Source organism: Snodgrassella sp. B3837 (assembly GCF_026535955.1).
Lineage (GTDB): Bacteria > Pseudomonadota > Gammaproteobacteria > Burkholderiales > Neisseriaceae > Snodgrassella > Snodgrassella alvi_E.
Genome location: NZ_JAFNPI010000033.1, coordinates 32,851 through 54,487, shown reverse-complemented (window position 1 = coordinate 54,487; position 21,637 = coordinate 32,851). Strand labels below are relative to the sequence as shown.

General features: G+C 41.8%; 16 protein-coding genes and 5 tRNA genes. 11 read left to right on the top strand and 10 right to left on the bottom strand.

Going from position 1 to position 21,637, the window contains the following annotated elements; genetic code table 11:
- From J3U67_RS09145 to J3U67_RS09125, 5 genes are all read left to right on the top strand, one after another.
- Window positions 1-76 (top strand) — tRNA-Gly (locus tag J3U67_RS09145).
- Window positions 77-107: 31 nt separating this feature from the next.
- Window positions 108-183, top strand: a tRNA-Gly gene (locus J3U67_RS09140).
- A gap of 52 nt (window positions 184-235) precedes the next feature.
- Window positions 236-309: transfer RNA gene (locus J3U67_RS09135), tRNA-Cys, on the top strand.
- A 20-nt stretch (window positions 310-329) separates the two neighbouring features.
- A tRNA-Cys gene (locus J3U67_RS09130) sits at window positions 330-404 on the top strand.
- Between the two features lie 39 nt (window positions 405-443).
- Window positions 444-534: transfer RNA gene (locus J3U67_RS09125), tRNA-Leu, on the top strand.
- 1,154 nt (window positions 535-1,688) lie between these two features.
- Here J3U67_RS09125 and J3U67_RS09120 read toward each other — a convergent pair.
- The 3 genes from J3U67_RS09120 to J3U67_RS09110 form a co-directional block, all read right to left on the bottom strand.
- Complete coding sequence (locus J3U67_RS09120; RefSeq protein WP_267391076.1) at window positions 1,689-2,852, bottom strand: FAD-dependent monooxygenase; 1,164 nt, start codon at window positions 2,850-2,852, stop codon at window positions 1,689-1,691.
- Window positions 2,853-2,878: 26 nt separating this feature from the next.
- Window positions 2,879-4,069, bottom strand: coding sequence for an FAD-dependent monooxygenase (locus J3U67_RS09115; protein WP_267391075.1), 1,191 nt, complete (start codon window positions 4,067-4,069; stop codon window positions 2,879-2,881).
- A 258-nt stretch (window positions 4,070-4,327) separates the two neighbouring features.
- The gene (locus J3U67_RS09110; RefSeq protein WP_267404856.1) at window positions 4,328-5,524 is read right to left on the bottom strand and encodes an MFS transporter; all 1,197 of its coding nucleotides are present in this window, start codon (window positions 5,522-5,524) and stop codon (window positions 4,328-4,330) included.
- A gap of 684 nt (window positions 5,525-6,208) precedes the next feature.
- On the opposite strand from J3U67_RS09110, the gene J3U67_RS09105 reads away from it, so the two are divergent.
- From J3U67_RS09105 to J3U67_RS09080, 6 genes are all read left to right on the top strand, one after another.
- On the top strand, window positions 6,209-6,691 hold the full coding sequence (locus J3U67_RS09105; RefSeq protein ID WP_100141327.1) for an Lrp/AsnC family transcriptional regulator: 483 nt from the start codon (window positions 6,209-6,211) through the stop codon (window positions 6,689-6,691).
- A 91-nt stretch (window positions 6,692-6,782) separates the two neighbouring features.
- Complete coding sequence (locus J3U67_RS09100) at window positions 6,783-7,358, top strand: DUF1415 domain-containing protein (protein WP_267404855.1); 576 nt, start codon at window positions 6,783-6,785, stop codon at window positions 7,356-7,358.
- 265 nt (window positions 7,359-7,623) lie between these two features.
- Window positions 7,624-9,015 carry a sodium:proton antiporter gene (locus J3U67_RS09095; protein WP_267404854.1) on the top strand — a complete coding sequence of 464 codons (1,392 nt, stop codon included), beginning with the start codon at window positions 7,624-7,626 and terminating at the stop codon, window positions 9,013-9,015.
- Between the two features lie 38 nt (window positions 9,016-9,053).
- Window positions 9,054-9,767: a 16S rRNA pseudouridine(516) synthase gene (locus J3U67_RS09090; RefSeq protein WP_267391069.1), complete on the top strand. Its 714-nt coding sequence runs from the start codon at window positions 9,054-9,056 to the stop codon at window positions 9,765-9,767.
- The gene (locus J3U67_RS09085) at window positions 9,754-10,395 is read left to right on the top strand and encodes a trimeric intracellular cation channel family protein (RefSeq protein WP_100141331.1); all 642 of its coding nucleotides are present in this window, start codon (window positions 9,754-9,756) and stop codon (window positions 10,393-10,395) included. Before J3U67_RS09090 ends, J3U67_RS09085 begins: the two co-directional genes overlap by 14 nt.
- Window positions 10,396-10,885: 490 nt before the next feature.
- The gene (locus J3U67_RS09080; RefSeq protein ID WP_267404852.1) at window positions 10,886-11,989 is read left to right on the top strand and encodes a Tim44 domain-containing protein; all 1,104 of its coding nucleotides are present in this window, start codon (window positions 10,886-10,888) and stop codon (window positions 11,987-11,989) included.
- A gap of 69 nt (window positions 11,990-12,058) precedes the next feature.
- Here J3U67_RS09080 and J3U67_RS09075 read toward each other — a convergent pair whose 3' ends face one another.
- The 7 genes from J3U67_RS09075 to hemC all read right to left on the bottom strand — a co-directional run bounded on the left by J3U67_RS09075 (window position 12,059) and on the right by hemC (window position 21,635).
- Entirely contained in the window at window positions 12,059-14,152 is a 2,094-nt protein-coding gene (locus J3U67_RS09075) for a TonB-dependent receptor (RefSeq protein WP_267404850.1), read from the bottom strand.
- A gap of 363 nt (window positions 14,153-14,515) precedes the next feature.
- The gene (gene cls / locus J3U67_RS09070) at window positions 14,516-16,009 is read right to left on the bottom strand and encodes a cardiolipin synthase (RefSeq protein WP_267391066.1); all 1,494 of its coding nucleotides are present in this window, start codon (window positions 16,007-16,009) and stop codon (window positions 14,516-14,518) included.
- 200 nt (window positions 16,010-16,209) lie between these two features.
- A complete protein-coding gene (gene hemE, locus J3U67_RS09065; RefSeq protein ID WP_267404848.1) occupies window positions 16,210-17,274 on the bottom strand; it encodes a uroporphyrinogen decarboxylase in 1,065 nt (354 codons plus the stop codon).
- A gap of 61 nt (window positions 17,275-17,335) precedes the next feature.
- Window positions 17,336-18,538 carry a heme biosynthesis HemY N-terminal domain-containing protein gene (locus tag J3U67_RS09060; RefSeq protein WP_267404846.1) on the bottom strand — a complete coding sequence of 401 codons (1,203 nt, stop codon included), beginning with the start codon at window positions 18,536-18,538 and terminating at the stop codon, window positions 17,336-17,338.
- Window positions 18,535-19,920 carry a uroporphyrinogen-III C-methyltransferase gene (locus J3U67_RS09055; RefSeq protein WP_267404844.1) on the bottom strand — a complete coding sequence of 462 codons (1,386 nt, stop codon included), beginning with the start codon at window positions 19,918-19,920 and terminating at the stop codon, window positions 18,535-18,537. The genes J3U67_RS09060 and J3U67_RS09055 overlap by 4 nt, the downstream gene beginning before the upstream one ends.
- Before the next feature lie 51 nt (window positions 19,921-19,971).
- A complete protein-coding gene (locus J3U67_RS09050) occupies window positions 19,972-20,706 on the bottom strand; it encodes a uroporphyrinogen-III synthase (protein ID WP_267404842.1) in 735 nt (244 codons plus the stop codon).
- Entirely contained in the window at window positions 20,703-21,635 is a 933-nt protein-coding gene (hemC, locus tag J3U67_RS09045; RefSeq protein WP_267404840.1) for a hydroxymethylbilane synthase, read from the bottom strand. The genes J3U67_RS09050 and hemC overlap by 4 nt, the downstream gene beginning before the upstream one ends.
- Between the last annotated feature and the right edge of the window lie 2 nt (window positions 21,636-21,637).

Sequence of the window (21,637 nt, the reverse complement as noted above, 5' to 3'; positions counted from 1 at the left end):
GCGGGAATAGCTCAGTTGGTAGAGCGCAACCTTGCCAAGGTTGAGGTCGCGAGTTCGAGACTCGTTTCCCGCTCCAAAAAACATGCTCACATGTATAAAGTGAAAATGCGGGAATAGCTCAGTTGGTAGAGCGCAACCTTGCCAAGGTTGAGGTCGCGAGTTCGAGACTCGTTTCCCGCTCCAGATTTTGATTTAGTAGTTGCTCTACCCGATTGAGTAAATATTTAAGATTTAAGGCGGGATGGCAGAGTGGTCATGCAGCGGACTGCAAATCCGTGTACGCCGGTTCGATTCCGACTCCCGCCTCCAGATAATTTGAATAGTTTTATGGCGGGGTGGCAGAGTGACTATGCCACAGTGTGCAAAGCTGTGTAGGCCGGTTTAAATCCGTGCCCCCGCCTCCAACATAAAAATTAATACATCTTTTGTATTAATTTCCATCCGCCCGGGTGGTGAAATAGGTAGACACAACGGACTTAAAATCCGTCGGCTCTTAAAACGGCCGTGCCGGTTCGATTCCGGCTCCGGGCACCATTCTATACTCGCCTATACTCATAAATACACAAATTTGTACAAATGAGTTCAGACCTTAAATGTTTAAAACTGTTCAAATTTTTAATCCCATTTATAGCAGAATATAACATCTCCACAAAGAATTGGTACACAGCAAATTTTTTGATTATCTTCGTACAGTCTATTCAGTTACAGATTTGAGTGTGATATCAGCAGTTTTCTATGCAAACTTGAGAAAACAAACCAGTACTTAACTGTGATAATTAATCCAAATAATATTGCATCCAATGGTGTAAGCCTTTAATCAGTTCAGATATAGCTTGAGTTTTTTTTCTGATGTTGCTCAATCAAAGTACTCGAACTAAAACTTGAGTTTTAGGCATTACAAATATCAATCTTAATATACGTATTAACTTACTTTATTTTAAATTTTAATAAGCCGATGTGTGAGCTTAAGAAAAAGCCAAATCATTACATTATGCTCTATTAATTCCTCAGGCTAAAAAACCAAAAAATAATAAATAATACAAATAACACGTATTTCTAAGAATATCCGAAGCTTATCAATCACAAATTAGTCAAAAACACATGCGTTGTGAAAGTTAAAATATTTATTCCAAACATTCTAACCTGAAAATAGTAATAAACAGATAAGCTTTCGACATCAAGCTAGTTACAGACAGTATAATAACTTGATAAAAATTAAATAAATTCATCAATATAAAAATACATAATCAATAATATTAAAAAAATTTTATTCTGTTTATGCGTATTTTGTCCCTATATCATCTGGATTAATATTTAATAATTCAATCATTTTTGAGTCTAGCAGCTAATTTTAGAGCTTTTTATGTCACAAAAGTCACTACTGAGAGAAAGAAATAACTTAAAGAGCTACCCATGCAAAATATGCAGCAATTAAGTCTTAATTCAGCCTTGATATTATGATGTGATAAGAAAAACGTTATTGATCAAAATAAGCTGGTGTACCAAATTAATACATTTTGATGATTGATAATATAGCGCTTTTATCTGAGTGCCTATTAATTTATATTTATATCAATTTTTTATTGAAATTTGCAAAATTCATAGATTTTTATAAATATTTCAATACAGAAATCTGAATTTTTTCTCATTAGTTAAAATCTATTTTACAGTAGTTAGGCTTTAGATTATTACAGACCCATAGCTTGACGAATTAGCTGATTTTTAAGCGAATCTAAATTATTCACCATATTCATTCCCTGATTGCGCAACCAGCTTATTCCGGGTAAGTAATTATTGGCAAACAGTCTGAACAATCCATCACACCCCTGCTGCATTGTGCGCACTGCTAGTAAGCGGGAACGCTGATATTGTCTGAGCAAAGACCAGCTACCTAAATCATCGGCATGTGCCAGCAACTGACTGAGATATTCTACATCTGCGAAACCCAGATTAACACCTTGTCCAGCCAAAGGATGAACGGTATGTGCTGCATCACCAATCAAAGCTATACGCTGACTGATGATAGTCTGCGGCTGGCGCTTAATAAGGTCGAAAGCAAATACCGGAGTGATCGGGCATAATTCACCCAACTGATAATTGCCTGCTTCAGCTACTTTACAAGCAAAATCTTCACCATTCAGGTGTGAAAGCCTGTCTGCGGAAGCTGTAGACCAAACAATAGAAATTTGATGCCCTGGTAAAGGCAGATAAGCAAGAATATCGCCATGACTAAACCACTGGTAAGCGCAGCCGTGATGATATTTTTCTGTGTTGAAATTAGCTACCAAACCTTGCTGCTGGTACGGTGAAACGTTTACTGTAATACCTGCCTGCTGCCGGAGCCACGATTGAGCACCATCAGCACCTATGATTAACTGACTGAGATAAGAAGAGCCATTTCCCAATGTAAGCTGTGCAGACCAGACGTCAGTGCTTATCATTTTGGGCTTACTTTGCACAATGGTTACATCAGTCTCTACCAAAGCAAGCCATATTCTGGCTAGCAAATAGCGGTTTTCCAGCATGTAATTCAGATAAGGTACTTTTACGCTGGCTGCATCAAAACTGATATGCCCGTTGGTGTCGCCATATACTTCCATACGGCTTACTGGCTGTACCCTCTCGGCAGGCCATACACCTAATTTATTTAAAAGCTGTTGGTTGGCTGGGCTAATTGCATAGATACGCGCATCCCATGATTGAGTCAGACTGGTCAGGTTGGTTGTTGGTGGTGCTTTTTCTACTAGTAATACACTTTTGCCCTGCTGCTGCAATATGAGTGCCAATGTTGCTCCAATTAGCCCACCACCGAGAACAATGATGTCAAAATCTGTTTGCTGCTTATGCTGCATTTTACGTCCTTAGCATGCCAATATTCTTATTCAGCAAAATCTGTGAAGGATGAATTCAGACCATAAACCAATTGTTTGGTAAATGACTGTCTGAACGCTGGTATAGCACCCAGAATACTCATCCCTAAACTCTGGCCGTAAGCCAGACCACTATGGGCGTGATCAAACAGTTGAACCAAAGCATGTGTGAAACCTACAACCGCATTCGCATCATAAGCACGTGCTTGTGCATAGTTTCGTGCCAAAATATCATTATCCAGTCTTGCAATATCAAATGAGCCAAATACTACACTTAGTGTTTCTGCATCACGTACACCCAAATTCAGCCCCTGAGCAGCCACGGGATGCATGGTCTGAGCTGCATTACCGATACAGATTACCCGCTGGCTGTAAACACGGCTAAGCTGCCGCAATTGTAGTGGAAAAGTTGCCACATTGCCTATCTGACAAAGCCGGCCAAGACGGTTTCCCAGCACCGTTTGTAACTGCTGATTCATCGTATCCAAATCCATCTGCTGGCGTTGTTTTGCTTCCTGCGGCGTACATGTCCATACCAAACGAAAATCATTTGCATACGGCAATAATGCCAATGGACCGTTAAGGGTGAAACGTTCATAAGCAACAGATTGATTGGGTAATTCAAATTTAAGAGTACTGACCAAGGCCTGTTGCTGATAATCGTAGCTGCGTATCTGAATATCAGGTAAGTCTGCGGCCAAATTACCGCCCTCAGCGAGAATTAGCCATTGCGCAGTAAATATGCGTGTCTGAAACTGGCTCTGGCACTGGATAGAAGCCCAATGTGGCGTTGTATGTATTTTTTCTACCTTAGTCTGCCATTGTACGGGAACCCGAAGTTTAGTCAGTGCTTGTTCACAGGCCTGAACCAATTTCACATAATCAATGGTGGCACCGAGATAAGGCAGATTTATATCCTGTGCTGACAACAGTACTCGACCAAAATGATGCTGCCGCGAGACGTGCACCTTCTGAATGAAAGTAAAAACATCGTCTGGGAGTTCTACTCCAGCATGACGAAATATTTGAATACTGTGATACGACAAAGCCAGTGTACGCTGATCGGTCAATCTGCTGCCAGCGGCACGAGCCTCAAGCAATAATACAGATTTTCCCTGTTGCTGCAACATCAGGGCTGCAAGCATACCCACCGGACCAGCACCGATAATCACAATCGGATAATGTGACAATGGTTGCATGATGCACCCTTTTACAATCAGAAAAACAGATTCTAACGTAATTTACCACTCGATAAAGTAAAAACAGCCATATAAGCATTATCCCTATCTGTACTTGGCATAGATTTTAGTGCAGCAGATTTTTTCTGCTCATTACACATGTGTTTTCTATGGCAGATAAAGCTAATTATCTTATTGATAAATTGAAGTTATGGTCTGGTTTTTTCTTTATTATTAGGAAATGATTATTGTCTACTCGCTTTGCACATGTGCTCAAGGCTAATTAGGTTTAGCCTTTTTTCGCATCAGTACACCACCTATCAGCATAGCCAGCAGTTGAGCGCTAATCAATGTGACTGCTGTCATAAACCAGCCACCACTTTCAAAAGCATGGCCACAAAGCAGTGAACCCGTAAAACCACCAGCATAGTAACACATGTAATATAACCCAGAAGCCAATGAGCGGCCTTCTGTGACATTAGCAGATATATAAGTGATGGTGGAAGACTGAGTAATAAAAATACCACTACTCATCACGGCAAGTGCCAAAACAATCATCCACAATGGATGCAATAATGTTAATAATACGCCGAAAATCGACAAACTCATGGCCATTAATACAGTTAGATTAGTTCCAAATTTGATAATCAGACGAGCTGACAACGGCGTAATAATCATACCTATTAAATACACCGCAAATATATTGGCCAGTTGCGAGCTTGAAAGATTATAAGGTGGCTGATCCAAATACAGATTAATATAAGTGAAACATCCAACCAATGAAAACAGTACACAAAAACCTAGTGCACACGCTGCAAGAACGTAACGATTGTGCAGATGATGCCAGAGAGTCTTCATTGCGGTTGAAACCTGTGGCTTAGCTTCAAACTTTTTGGATGCTGGCAAGTTGCGCCAAACCAGTATGCCCCCCAGCAAACTGATGATACCCATTATCATAAATGCATGTCGCCAGCCGATAAATTCAGTGAGATAACCCATCAAAAACCGGCCAAGAAAGCCACCAAGCACTGTACCGGAAACAAAGAAACTCATTAGCCTGATGCGCGGATTGCCACTGAATTCTTCGCCTATATAAGCCAGCAATACTACAGTGATACCGGGAACAGCCAACCCTTGTACAAATCGCAGCCACCAAAGCCAGCTGATGCTATGCACAAAAGACAGCGCCAGTGTTGGGATAGCGATAAATATGATTGAACCAACAATAAACATCTTGCGTCCGAAAGCATCTGAAATCATACCCAGAAATGGAGACATCAATGCGACTGCCAGTATAGTAGCGCCTACGGTTGAGCCTACAGTAGCAGCACTGGCATGAAACTCCTGCATTAGCACAGGCAATATGGACTGCACAGAATAGACTTGCACAAAAGCCAGGGCCCCGATGAGTAATACGGTAAATATGAGAGCAAGATTTAGTTTAGGTTTGGCTAAAGCCGCAGATAAGTCAGACATAATCGATTAAAACTATTCAACTTCACTTATCAATCATGTGAAATCATCAAGATAGGTGAAGCAAAGGGTTATGAATAATGTTTTTTAACCTGAGTTAAATTTTGTGGAATGGTAATTATACCCTTTATATGAAATATTGCTTTTCTGCTTTTCAATAGGTTTGAGAACAACTTTGGATTTTTAGCAGTAATAATTTCACGCATGATAGTAAATAAATTTTCATTCAATAAATATTTTTTTTCATTACATTTAGACTAAATCACTTCAACAACTTTAAAAAGATATTGCTTATATTGGTGTCGTAAGACAAATAGATGTTTTTCAAATGCACAGGTATGGTAATTTTAAATTCATTTATTATAATTATGAGTTGCACTTGTATTACTTGTAAAAATAGAACGAAATATTAATCAAACCTTGATGTATATAACTTAACTTTGAAACTTTACACTAAAATATTCATTTTCAGTTATCACAAATAGCTGACTACATTTTTTTATATTATTAAAGTAGATAGATAAACAAAAATCATTCAGAATAACTAGTATTAAAATTAAATTAATGTCAAAATAAACTTTTTTATGTAATAAAATGCAATTTTGCATCACTCATAAACTTTAACTTTAATCTATGTTTCGCTGCCTGTTGCATCAATGCGGCAGTAATCCTCAGGATCCTTGCATTATGGCAATAAGTTTTTTAGATAAAACCGACCTAAAAATCCTGCAAGTTTTACAAGACAACGGTCGTCTTACCAATGTAGAGCTGTCCGAGCGTGTGGCACTATCGCCCTCACCTTGCCTGCGCCGGCTAAAGCAGCTTGAAGAATCAGGAATCATCCGTCGCTATGCTGCGCTACTAGACCCAAACCACGTTGCACTTGGATTACAGGCTTTTATTCATGTTAGTGTAAACAAGAATAAACAAAAACGAGATGAATTTACTCAAGCAGTGCAAAATTGGCCGCACGTTCTAAACTGTTTTGCCTTAACCGGCGAATCAGATTATATTCTTCAAGCTTTTTTTTCCGATATGAATGCTTTCTCACATTTTGTGTTGGAAACATTGCTGGCCACACCAGGGGTGGAAGATGCCAAATCTAGTTTCGTTCTGAGAGAAATCAAGGCAACGACTTCTTTACCACTGGAACACCTGAATATCAGTTAGTATATGAAAAAAACGATGAGCCAGGCACAATCTGATTAATCAATTATTTCTAAATGTTAAAACAGTTAATATAAAGGCAATATCGAGATTTATGTCTGCCAATGTCTATTCTGATGATGATATCTCCGCCATTTGCCAGCAATGGCTAGAACGGGCAGTAATCGGCCTGAATCTTTGCCCTTTTGCTCGCAGACCATACCAGCTACACAGACTGCGCTTCAGTATCAGCCATGCTAGACATACTGATGCATTTCTTGATTTGCTAGAAAACGAATTACGCCTTTTATTACAGACACCAGCCACTGAAATTGAAACCACATTAGTTATTGAACCAAAATTATTCGCTGATTTTGAGGTTTTCCTCGACGTAGTGGCTCTTGCCGAACAAGTTTTAGAAGATATTGATGCCACAGGCACCATTCAGATAGCACCATTCCATCCAAATTTTCAGTTTGCTGATGAACAAGCTGAAGACATTACCAATTATACAAATCGAAGCCCATATCCAATACTGCATCTGATTAGAGAGAGCAGTATAGATCAAGCTGTGGCCGCCTTTCCTGATGCAGGATCCATTTATGAACGCAACAAAACATTATTGCGCACGATGGGTACGGAAGGATGGTCTAGCCTCGGCATAAAGTATCAGCTACAAAAAATGCACTGAACAGAGATTACATTTATATAGGCCAGAAGAATATAGGTTAACTAAAGCGCGTCGGTTACAATCTATAGACAACACATCTTAAATATCTTTGATTTAAATTCCTTTTCTCTACTCACTTTTAAAGCAGAAAAAACTTTTCTTCAACCATTTTTTATTTTTGTTGTTAAAATCGCGATTGTTAAAATAAACCACCTTTGTAATGCTTCCGGTATCCCATTTCTCTTCTCTGTCCGCTTTAGCCATTTTGTGCCAAAAAAGTCACATATTGCGCTATATCAGCGCATTTATCGGCTTCTTTATACCTGCTACAGTGCTGGCTGCTGGCTTACCAGCTGATGAACTAAGTCTGTGGTGGTGTCTTCCCTTTATTGGCGTACTTCTTTCCATTGCTGTTAGTCCTTTACTGATACCACATCTTTGGCATCACCATAGTGGCAAAATTATTGCTATATGGTGCTGTATCTTCCTGCTACCACTATGCTGGCAATTCAGTATCATGACATGTGTTTCACTTGTTCTGCATACTCTACTGCAGGAATATCTGCCATTTATGCTACTGTTACTGGCGCTCTATACTCTTTCTGGGGGTATAGTAATTCGGAATAATGGTATTGGCAGTGTTAAATTAAATGTTTTACTTTTAGCAAGCGGTACCGTTCTGGCTGGACTGATGGGAACGACAGGAGCTTCCATGCTACTCATTCGGCCAATACTGCGTGCCAATGCACAGAGACGGTATCGTGTTCATATAGTAGTATTTTTCATTTTTTTGGTGGCTAATATCGGTGGAGGTTTAACACCGCTTGGTGATCCACCCTTGTTTCTGGGCTTTCTAAAAGGCGTAGGATTCCAGTGGACATTTAGTCATATGATTTTACCAGTATTGCTGAATACAGTGCTTTTACTAGTCTTGTTTAGCTGTATAGATAATTGGTTATGGCGACGAGAAGCCAGAATTGAGCCTCTATCACAACCACACAAGTCTACATGGACAATTGAGGGTAAAATCAACTTACTGTTTTTGCTGGCAGTAATAGTTATCATACTATTGTCTGGTTTATGTAAAAATTTTCCAATCTGGCAGTTTTTTGGCATAGAAATTAGCTTAATAGCCTGTATTCGTGATGGTTTACTACTACTGATTACCTTATTCGGACTGAAGTACACTCCATCCGCACTGCGTCAGCAGAATGAATTCAACTGGGCACCAATGCAAGAAGTCGGAAAGCTGTTTATCGGCATTTTTATTACCATTGCACCAGTGATGGCAATATTGCAATTAGGATCAGATGGTCAATTTAAGCCACTAGTCAATTTCATTCACCACAATGGAGCGCCTGTTAATACGCTGTATTTCTGGATGAGTGGTGTTTTATCCGGTTTTCTGGATAATGCGCCAACCTATCTGGTATTTTTTAATCTTGCCGGTGGTGAAGCACAATTACTGATGCTGCAATTTTCTAAAACACTGCTGGCTATTTCCATGGGCTCAGTATTTATGGGAGCACTCAGTTATATTGGCAATGCACCTAATCTGATGATTAAATCAATCGCTGAGCAGCAGCATATCGCCATGCCCAGTTTTTTTGGCTACATGGGTTGGTCTTTAACTATACTTATTCCATTGTTTATTGTAGATACGCTTTTATTTTTTTAATTTATCGAGAAAATAACGGCCTGTAAGGTTAATTTGTTATGCATTTATTGAAATACCTGCAAGCGCAGGGTCTGGGCAGCCGTAAGCAATGTCAGGTGCTGATTAAAGATGCCGCTGTACTCATTAATGGGCAGCTTTGTACCGATGCACGCATGGAGATAGAACCATCGAATGTCAGCAGTCTGCAAATTGACGAAGTGAATCTCCCACCTGTGCCATTGCCCTATTTTTATATTCTGCTAAACAAACCTGCCGACTACGAAACTTCACACAAACCTCAGTTTTATCCTAGTGTATTCAGCATATTACCCGAACCACTGCGCCATCTAAATATGCAAGCTGTTGGCCGGCTAGATGCAGATACCACCGGTGTTCTGATTTTGACCAACGATGGCCAGTTTAATCATCGCTGTACCTCGCCTAAACACAAACTACCTAAAATTTACCAAGTTAGCCTGAAACATGCTGCTGATGAAACTTTGTGTATGAAGTTACAGCAAGGGGTATTGTTACATGATGACAATGAAACTGTACAAGCAGAAAAGGCTGAACTGACCGACTCCCATACCCTGCTGCTTACCATTACTTCTGGAAAGTATCATCAGGTAAAACGCATGGTTGCAGCTGCGGGTAATCGGGTAGTTGCTTTACACCGTAGCGCATTTGGTCCCTGGCAAGCCGAAGATTTACCGGTAGGTGGCTGGCGTTTTTTTCAACCCGATTTCGATAAACTGCAATATGCTCAATACTGATCTTATTTTTCAGCTGATTAACATCATAGGTACTGTAGCATTTGCTGTGTCTGGCTATTTGGTCGGATTTCGTAAAAGGCTAGACATTCTCGGTGTAATAATCGTTGCTTTACTCACTGCAGTGGGCGGCGGCATGATGCGCGATGCCCTTATCGGACATATTCCGATGATATTTAAAAGCAATACCTCATTGTGGACTATTTTTATTACGCTTTTATTATCGTGGTTGTTTCATATTCAGTATCAGCGTCACCGAGTTCTTGCAGTATGGTTTGTGGTAGCAGATGCGCTCGGGCTGGCTGCATTCAGCCTGACTGGTGCCGAAGTCGGCTTAGCATTGAAATTAAACTGGTTTGGCGTAGTCACCTTAGCCTTTGTTACTGCAGTGGGTGGCGGGATTCTGCGTGATATTTTAGTCAATGAAGTCCCGATCATTTTGCGTAGTGACATCTATGGAACTATAGCAATATTACTCGGGCTGCTATTATGCATATTGAATCATTGGAATATGGTTACACCACTGAGCATTAATGTGTTGTTTATCAGTGGTGTCATCAGCCGTTTAATCGTTTATCGCTACAACATCACCTTGCCCGGATTTCAAAAAAAGAAAAATTACAAAATATAACAAAAATACATGAACTTTCTCTGCAAAAAACAGTCTAAGTCATTAAGATGATATCCATACGCAGCAACAAGCGTATAACCTCAAGATTTCAAATGCTTTTTAGTATTCTCTTGTCGAAACATTATTTTGGCCCTCTGCTGCTTCTCCCCTTGGCACAGAGGGTTCTTTTTATCTGGAGTGTATTTAATTCATCTACCAGCAATCCTTCTAATCAAGATATCCCCATTTTTATCAAATAAATAACAGCAAGCTGCAAAACTCTTCACAGGTGAGCGCTGTTTAACAAACTCAATCCAAACCTCTTTAACGCCTAAGTTCATCATACCATGCTAGTTATTTTTCGCTAAAATGCCGAGTGCAATTCGCAAAAGCTACCATTAAACCGTAAAATAGTTTAAATATTGCTGTTTTTTTTGCTTGAAATCTTATTTTTCAACGCTATGTACAGTAAAGTTAAATTTAATATTCAAGATATGAAAGTATCCAAATAATGGACAATCGAAAACTACGATACATTGCTTCAGCTGTCATCCTCAGCCTTACCTTGAGCCCTTTAGCAGAAGCCAAACGCATTGGAGGCGGAGGAAACCGTGGTATGTCACGATCCAGCTATTCCAGCACGTATAGCAGCCCTTCCTACCAGTACAACCGCAGCAATTATGCAAATTCTTCGTCTAGCCGTCTAGGAGGAGGTAATAATGCAGGTATGTCACGCTCTTATTCAAATTCTGGACGCAATGATTACCGATACGGTAATAATCAGAATGGTTACGCCAATCAAGCTCAGCCTCGTGGAAACAGTACTGCACGAGTCATTGGTGCCGGTGTTGCTGGAGCAGCAATTGGTGCATTAGCCGGCCATGCTATGGCAAACCACAACCAGCAGCAACCTGCTACCACCAACGCTACCCCTGCAAGTGATTACAATAATGCGGCTAATAATGTTGATAATCAGACCATCCCTGAGGCTAATCAGCAGACACAAATGGCGCAGCCAGAGAAAAAAAGCGGGTTTAGCTGGCTATGGCTTCTCATTATTGTGATTGGCGGAGTCTATTTGTATCGCCGTTTTGCAGCAAAAAAAAATAATCAGGGCAATATACCTTACAATACTCAGCAAAACAGCAACCATTTCGGCACTCAGAACAATAGCAGTAATAGTGCCCGTACCAACATATTTGGTCAAAATCTAAGCAACAATAGCTCTGTCATGCCAAACAATTTTTCGGGTATGGCTGATGGCAGCAATACTGAAGCATTTCTTCGCTTTGCACGGCAACGTTTTAATCATGTGCAATCCATGAATAATGCCTCGAATCTGGAAGAAATTAGACGCTACTTTACACCTGAAATGTTTGCCGCCATCCGCGACGATATTATCCAGAATCAGGATACGGCCGAATTCAGCGACCTCAATGCCGAACTGGTAGACAGCACACAGGAAAATGGTCAGTACATTGCCAGCGTACGCTTCAGTGGACTAGTCAGTGAAAATCTGGGCAGCCCTCAGCAACCGTTCAGCGAAGTCTGGCATTTTGTCAAACCGCTTAGTAATCAGCAAGAATGGTTAATAGCCGGAATTCAGCAGGATTAATTGAGAACATTGCGTAAGATAAATTACGCCGTTTAAGAAAAAAGCACTGATTAAATCAGTGCTTTTTTATCATAAAGCTTTGCGAATATTAAGACCAGTACTGAAAGTCCGTTTAGGAGAGGGTTCGAAATAACGGCCATTACTATCATTGACAATCACCGAACCAGCGTAACGTCGATTAAACAGATTATCAACACGTGCGTAGCTGCTTAATGTCCAGCCTCGATAAGCCCATTCATAACCAATATTGGCAGATGCCAGCGCATAACCAGGGGCATGATCCGTATTGCTGTCATTAACGTATATTTTATCCATATAACGAACATCCATACCGCCTTGCCATCCTTGCTTCGGTTGCCATTGCAAACCAAAATACAATTGATTCTGTGCTACTCCCGGTATTTTATTTCCCTTACGCACAGCAACTGCTTTTCCTAGCGCCGGTATATCACTATCAAATTTGGCATCAATATATGAGTAGCTAGCCCGCGCCTCCAAATTTTGCCACAGTGTTTTCTGCCAGCCTAACTCTGCGCCATATCTTTTGGTACGGTCAGCATTACGAAATGTACTACGGCCTCCGGCTGATACAGCTGAGACTATATCGTTATGTGACTCAGTGTGAAATGCTGTTGCAGAAAATATTCCCCATTGCTGGTCAAATTTCAGTCCTGCTTCAATAGTATCGCTGGTAGAAGGCTTAAGATTGAAATTAAAACCGGCCATACCATCTGGCCGATAAGCCATTTCAGTAAAAGTAGGCGTTTCAAAACCTTTGCCATAGGCAATATAAGCAGCCGCATCATCCCGGAAATCCCAGCCTAGCGAAATACTGGGCAATAATTTATGGTAACGCAGTGCTCCACTATCATCGCCATTAGCTAGATAATGATCCTGCGTTTTAAAATGTACGTTACTATAACGCAAGCCTCCATCCACATGCCATTTCGGCACAAAACGCCACGAAAACTGCATATATGGGTCGAGATTCCATAAAGTATTGTACTCATCCCGACGCAATTTACCCTTCACCCCCAGATGGCTGCCGTTAAAATTATTGTATCCTTGCCGGTCTTCATTCTCACGGTCAAATGCCACTCCCCCAATAAGAGTGAGATTGGGCAAAGTGTTTTTGTTTAGCCAACGCAAATCGGCTCCATAATAATGTCGGGTAAAATCAATCACGCCTCCTGCGTGCTTAGGAGCGGTTTGCGCCTTGGCCGGAATCGACTGATATTGCACTACATGACGACGGCCGGCATAAACCATTGCATATAGACTATTATGCTCATTAATGGGTTTATCCCAAGTTAAACCAGTCTGGCTTTGGTCAATTTCCTTACGCATGTTGTAATCCCTGACATTTTGAGCAATCTGGCGCGGATTCTCCTGCCATTGTTCACGTGTCAGTCCGCCGGGATCAGCCGCTCTGATGCGTACCTGATTCAGCACCCAATTCAGCGTACTGCCATCATTCAGATTCCATGTAAATTTAGCATTATTCAGTACCTTCCGTGCATCGCTGTGCTCGCGATATCCATTGGTATCAAAATAATTAGAGCTGATATTATAGGCTGGTAGGTACGCTGATTCACTCCCACTCTGCAACTGAAATGAAGTTTGCTGCTTAGCAAAACGACTGGTATTGAATCCAAGACTAACACTGGGCTTACCTTCGCCTTCACGGGTAGTTGCCAGTATTGTTCCTCCTGAGGAGTTCCCATACAGAGATGAAAAAGGACCACCAAGCACTTCTATTTTATCTAAAGAGTTCAAATCTATATTAGAAGTCTGCCCTTGCCCATCTGGCATAGAAGCTGGAATACCATCAACGTATATGCGAATACCACGCACCCCAAATGTTGAACGCGCGCCAAAACCACGCATCGAAATTTGCATATCCTGAGCATAATTTTCCCGTTCCAGAGCTTGTAAACCCGGAATCCCTTTTAGGGCATCGGAAATATTCGTTTTAGGTGTATCAGTTAGCGCTCTGGCATTAACGGTATGCACAGATGCTGCTGTATCCAGCCACGATGCATGCGTGCGTAAAGCAGTTACTTCTATATCTGGCAACTGCGCATTATCTTTATCTTCTGCATAAACAACAGCAGGCAACATAGACAGGGACAAAACCAATTTCTTCAAGTGTGTGTAAGACATAATTATCAAATGTTGGAATAAGTAATATATATAAAAAGCAAATTTTTCAAACAAATATTATTTGTAAATATTTACTTCCTAAATCAAAGATACATAAATATAACAGAAATATTTATACATTCTGAAATAGACATAAAATAAGCAGCTATTTATCTGTAAATATTGACAAAAATAATAATCAAAGCAAAAAAATATTTAAAAAATATTAATAACAGCAGCTTATCAGTAAACATTGATTACTCAAGCTACTAACTGTTCTCACTCACACCTGAAGTTTTTTCTGCACAGACTGCATCTACAATATCAGCTAATAAAAAAAGCTGCCGGTTTGTACCAGACAGCTTTGTATACATTCACAAACCGCTACAATAATGGGCCGACGAGACGCACAGAATTTTCAACTAGTCCCCACCATTTGGAACGCGCCTGCCATGCTTTAAGTTCAATATACTCACAATCACGTAGATAGCCGTTTTGTAAAGCAACAATCGTTTCCGTCATACCTTCATCATAAATGGCCAGACTAATTTCCATATTCAGATAAAAACTGCGCATATCCATATTAACCGTTCCAAAAAGCGTGTAATCACTGTCAACAGTTAGTGTTTTAGCATGCAACAAACCACCTTTAAACAAAGCAATTTTAACACCGGCCTGAAGCAACATCGGATAATAAGCTCGAGAAGCATATTTAACCAGTTTCGAATCTACAGCCTCAGGTACAATCAGGGTTACTTCCACCCCTCGAGTAGCTGCTGTAGTCAGTGCCAGTAGCAAAGCATCATCCGGTACAAAATATGGGGTTGTAATCATAATCCGGCGTGTCGCGGCATGAATAGCGTTCACAATCGTGTCATAAATGACCGGACTTCCCTGTTCAGGTGCTGATGGAATTACCTGTACTACCACTCCGGTCTTTTCTTTTTGTGCAACCTGCAAATTTTGCATTAGAGCTTGTTTGCCATAGCTGTCTACCCATTGCTGTACCTGCATCAAATTAGATTCGGTCTCTACAGCCATATCACCGGCAAACACAGCAGCTAGTGGCTGAACCAAACTGCCTTTACAGCGCATCATCACATCCACCCACTGCCCGACACCAGCATTCTTTTTAAAAAACCGAGGATCCACCAGATTAAAACTACCGGTATAGCCAATTTTCTGGTCGATTACTGCAATCTTGCGGTGATTACGCAAATCAGCACGGACAAAAAATGTACGCCACAGCTGTATAGGTAACGCTTCTGTCAAAGTAATACCAGCACTGCGTAATCGCCGCGGCCAGTCACTACGCCAGAATCTAGCGCTGCCAATACTGTCCACCAGCATACTGGTCACTACACCTCGTTGAGCAGCCGCCATAGCATCATTCAGCAAATCGACAATTACACCCTGAGGATCAACAATATAAAAAGCCAGCAGGCAGCTCGTTTTGGCCTGCTGAATATCGTGGCGGATAGCAGAAATAATTTCCTCATCATGTGTCAGCAAAGTTAGATGATTGTACTCAGTAGCCTCAAAACCAGTTTTGTCTGCTGCAATCAGGCTGATTCCATGATAACGCTCATTCAGACCACTACAAGCATGCTGATTGAAATCATGCAGATAGGTATCACTGAATTTATGATAAAACTTCACCAGTTCCCGCTGGCGCCGCAATCGGCGCGAACCTAGTCTGGGTTCACCAATCAGCAAATAGGCCACAGCACCAACAAGAGGAAACGCCATCAGCATTAATATCCAAGCAACAGAAACACCTGTATTCCGCTGGTGATACAACACTCGTACCATCAGAACAGTCACCACCACCACGTGTAAAACAACAAAAATTTCTGCCCAAGGAATATTGTGTAACATAAAAGCTGACCTGTTGTTCTTAAACACAAAAAAAGATTAATTATAAAAATAAAGCAACAAAGAATGAATACGCAAATAAAATAACAGCCAGACAAAAATCTGGCAGGTACCGGAATCATCACTTCCTGTGCCTGCCTATACATTAAGGTAATTTAGCTGAAAACTGTATGAGCCCCGTAGTTGTCAGTATCTAGTGATGACTAAATCTGATGATATGGAGCTGACAAATTATGTACTGCTTCTACAGCAAACTTTACCATTTCTGGATCAGTATATTGATTAATTCCATGTCCTAAATTAAACACATGACCGCTACCTTTACCATAATCGGTCAGTAAACGACGCACTTCACATTCAACACTTTCAGAATTACCAAATAATGCCAACGGGTCAAGATTTCCCTGCAAAGCTACTCGATCACCAGCTAACTCACGTGCCCGATGTAAATTTACAGTCCAATCCACCCCCAGAGCTTCGATTTCCAAATCAGCCAGCTGGTCAAGCCACTGCCCACCGCCCTTAGTAAACACAATTACTGGTACTTGCCGGCCATCTACTTCTCTATGCAAGCCAGAAATCACCTGTTGCAGATAGCGTAAATCAAACTCCTGAAAGGCTGCATCACTGAGAATACCGCCCCAAGTATCAAAAATCTGCACAGCCTGAGCGCCCGCTCTGATTTGCTCATTCAAATAAAGACTAACCGATTGTGCATTGATGTCCAGAATATGATGCAATAACTGCGGCCGCTGGTACATCATAGTTTTTAATAAACGAAAATCTCGGCTACCGCTACCTTCAACCATGTAGCAGGCCAATGTAAACGGGCTACCACTGAAACCAATCAATGGCACACGTCCGTTTAAAGCCCGCCGAATACTGTTTACAGCATCAAACACATAGCGCAACCGCTGCATATCCGGTACATGCAACCGCTGTACATCTTGCTCCTGCCGAAGCGGATTCATAAACTTAGGCCCCTCACCTTCCACAAAGTGCAAGCCCAGACCCATGGCATCAGGTACAGTCAGAATATCTGAAAAAAGTATCGCCGCATCCAGTGCAAAGCGTTCCAGTGGTTGCAATGTGACTTCTGTAGCCAGCTCGGTATTATGGCATAACGCCAGAAAACTACCAGCCTTGGCGCGAGTAGCGCGGTATTCAGGCAAGTAACGTCCAGCCTGACGCATCAGCCATACTGGCGTGTACTCGACTGGCTGTTTCAATAAAGCTCGTAAAAAAGTATCGTTATGTAAAACTGCCATAATCTACCTCAGGCAGTCAGCAAAAAATGTACTGACTGCCTGTTAAAATCAAAATAAAAAATTACAACTCATCATCATTACTGATACTGGACAGAATCTGAGTACGCTGCTCTTCTGCGGCCTCATTTTCTCCCGATTGCTCCAGCACTTTTGCCAGCAATAATCTGGTCACATTATTGTTTTTCGCTTGCAAGCTCGCTTCTAAATAATTTTTCGCCTTACCCCATAATTGCTGCTGGTAGCTCATCTCACCCATCAGCAATAACAAATCCGCATTCTGTGGCTCCTGTTGTAACCATTTATCCGCTGCTATCATATTTTTTTGCTGTTCTTTACTGCTCAAATACTGATTAGCGTGATTAAAAGCAGGTAACAATGCAGCATCATGATTACGTGGATAATATTTCTTTACCCATTTCACAGCCTGTGTGTACATCCCTAGCTGTAAATACTTTTCTGCAATATCTGCACTCAACAAGCTTTCTTGTTCGTCCACTGGTATTGATTTAAGACTATTTTTCAGTTCAACAGGATTATTGGCTTCAGCCAGTAATTGCCGGTAAGCCCAATATCTATATTGCTGTTGTTCACTATCACTTAATGCACTTGCACGGCTCAGCTTATCCACTTGCTGCAATACTCCTCGTGCATTATGCTGATCCCAGTCATAGCGTAGTTGTAGTTTCACAAGCTGAGTTAAATTCGGATTGATTTTGGCCGCAGCATCCAATGCATTCTTAGCCTGCTGCTCATTGTGCTGAACCAGAGCCGATTGACTAAGCAGCAGATAACGTGAGAGTTGCTGTTTTTCGGGCAGCTTGGCCACCTCGTTTAAATAGCGGTCTCGAGTACTCATATCATCCATTTGGTCTGCACTGTGAGCAGCCAGCAATAAAGCCAGTGATCGGCTATGCTGACCCTGTTTATTGCGCAGCACTCGTTCAGCCTCTCGGGCAGCAAACTGATAGCGTCCTTCAAAATAAGCCAAACCAGCATGATTCAAGGCCGTTTCAACCTGATGGCGCTGATGATTTATGCGCCAATGTTGCCAATGGCCGGGGAGATGCACAAAACCCATAACAATGCGCAGCAAAATATACAGCATTACCACCGTCAAAAGCACCATACCGATAAAGAGCTGCAGATTAATACGTATCAACGTCTGTTCTACGACAATATAAACATCACCACTGTAATACTTGGCACCCAGTACCACAGCTACAGCCACTATAAATAGTATAATCAACCATAACAAAGATCTCATAATGAATGTTCTCCCTGCACGGCAGAAGCTGCTGTTGCATTTTTAGCGCTTTCCGCACTGGCTGCTTTTGCTGAATGAGTTTCGGCCACAGCAGAAGCACTGCTGGCACTTGAAGCACTTAAATCTGGCAACGCAGTTGACATATCCATACCAGCCTGATGCTGATAATCTCGCACTGCTGCCAAACTTGCAGAAAGATTACTGTCCTGATTGGTCTGAACATTCAACATTTTCAGTTGAGACAGCTCTTTAAGCCAAGATTGTGTCGCCGCAGAGCTACCATCAAAATACTGTTTAACCGTGGCCTCGGCTGTGTTCAAATCAGCGGCATAAACCTCACTACGACGCTGAATCAGCGCAATACGCGCATCCAACAAACGCAGACGTAGATTTTCTCGTACAAAATAAATTTGTTCCGGCGACATTAACATCGAATCATTATGATTAATATGCCGAACTTCTACCATACTACTTAGCGAATGCAGTGTAGCTTGCCACGTACGCTGCCACCATGATGCATTTGGATTGATAGTTGCCGTACCAGAAGAAACATTAGGCTGCAACTGATTATCAACCACTAAAGGTAAGCCTGCAACGCCAGATTCCAGACGATTTAGACGGAGAGAGGCACTGGCCACATCAAGATATGGACGACCTTTTAAGTTTTCGAGATCACTGCTGATGGCTTTTTTAATTGGCAGTAACTGAGGTTGGTCAAAACGTGCCAAACGACTATCCAGATTTTCCAGCACATTTACGGCCACCGGAACATTACCCGATATCAGCAACTGCTGCGCAGCCAGATTTAGTGTAGCCTCAATCTCATCAACCAGCCAATCAGTACGGCTTTTTACCAGCTCCTGATATGCACGAGTCAGACGGTCAACATTTTCACCCTGCGTTTTCTGCTGCGTTTGCAAATCTTGCAATTGCTTACTTAATTCATCAACCCGTGCCAAACTTGTTTCCACCGTAGCCGCGGTTTTACTGGCTCCAATACCTGCATTTTCGATTTTCTGATCAAATTGCAGTTGCTGATTTTTCAGCAGATTCTGTCCCTCGACAAATAAAAATCCACTGGCACCTAATGCCAGTATTGACAGTACCAAAGCACCCAGTGCTATTCCCTTACCCGTACCAGATACTTGTTTTACTGAAGCTGGCCGGCTGGTTTCTTGAGGTACAGACATTCCTGATCCTGTGTTGTTTTTTTGAAAATCTTTAGTTTGATGGGTGCCGGCTTTTTGTTTATCTGAAGGTTCAGCTGCCGCGGATGTAGTCGATTCAGGAGGTACACGCACTTCACCTTGTGTATTCACCAGCAATGGCTGCTTACCTTGTTCCGGAGACTGACCAGACTGCGTATCTTGTTGTTCACTCATTCGGTATACTCCCTGCACGATAATTGGGACAACAGCTCAGCAGAACAACTATCACACTGTACTGTCTGAATGCAAAATTTCCAATCCACGCTGTAAATCCGATACCAGCATCGTAGCTACATCATAACTCGACAGCGCTGCTTCCACACGTGGATGGTGAACTAAGTATAACAAGCTTTTGCCAATTGCGTACAAATCTGGCGGCATCTGCGAAAACCACGCATTTACAGCAGCACTTGTCGTCATATAAACAGCCTTCAAACGCTTTTCTTTAAGTGGCTGCGTCAATACTGACCAATTAAGCAGCTGTGGCTGACGCTCATACACTTCAGCCAGCTCAACCTGCCATCCTTGCTGACCTAGCTTGTCAACCAGCAATTCACGACCGCCAACACCCCTAATCAGCATCATCCTTCCATTTTTCTGATGCCATATAGCTAAACGTAAAACTGCTTCACTATCATTGCCATCAAGCGGATAAACTACCTGTTTAAAACCGTAAGCAACTAACACTTTTGCTGTAGCCGCGCCTACAGCCACATGCATTACATTATCAGACTGAACAAGATATTTGGCAGCAATGTGCACTGCGCTAGGGCTGACCCACACAATAACATCTTGTTTCAAGCTGCGCTCAGCCAGCTGCTGCAAGATATCATCAAAAGGTAGCAACTGCTGATACTCCATTAATAATGGCTGCCATCCAGCACGAATAGAGCTTTCTATATCAGCAGCCGCAGCCTGTCGCGGACGCATCAATACAATGCTGGGATGAGTAGTAATCATTGACCGGACAGCACTTCATTAATCAAGTCTCTGGCGCCCAAACTGGCTAATTTTTGTGCCACGTTTAAACCCAGTTGTTCCGCATCACTCATAGAAGCCTGCGCACTGGCACGCAGCACCGTTTTTCCATCAACAGAAGCAACCAAACCAAACAATTCAAGCGTACCAGAGCTTTCAACACAATAAGCAGCCAGAGGGACTTGACAGCTACCACCCAAAAACTTTGCCATGGTTCGTTCTGCCGTCACACAAGCCGCTGTAACTGCATGATGAAGAGGCTGCAATAAGTGTAATAAATCAGTCCGGTGAGAAGCCACCTCAATTGCCAGTGCACCTTGACCAGCCGCAGGTATGGAAATTTCAACCGGCAAAATGCTACGGATACGATGATCTAAACCCAAACGTTCCAAACCAGCAGCAGCAAGAATAATAGCTGCATATTCTTGTTTATCTAATTTACTGAGGCGGGTCTGCACATTACCGCGCAAAGGTTTTATGTGTAAATTCGGATAGTGCAATCGAAGCTGAGCTTCGCGGCGCAGACTAGATGTGCCAACAATGGTTCCTTCTGGCAATTCCGACAGATGGGCATACTGTTGTGAAACAAAAGCATCAAAAGGATTAGCCCGCTCAGTTATAGCAGCCAGAACAAAACCTTCTGGCAACTCCATAGGTACATCCTTAAGTGAATGAACCGCAATATCGGCGGTTCCTGCTTGCAATGCCCATTCCAGCTCTTTGATAAACAGTCCTTTACCACCTATTTTAGACAAAGACTGGCTTAGTATCTGGTCACCCTTTGTCGTCATACCTTGAATAGTGATAGATATATTAGGATAAAGCACCTGCAAACACTGCTGTATGTGTCGTGCTTGCCACATAGCCAGTGCGCTTTCACGACTAGCAATGACCAAATTATTTTTTTTCATAC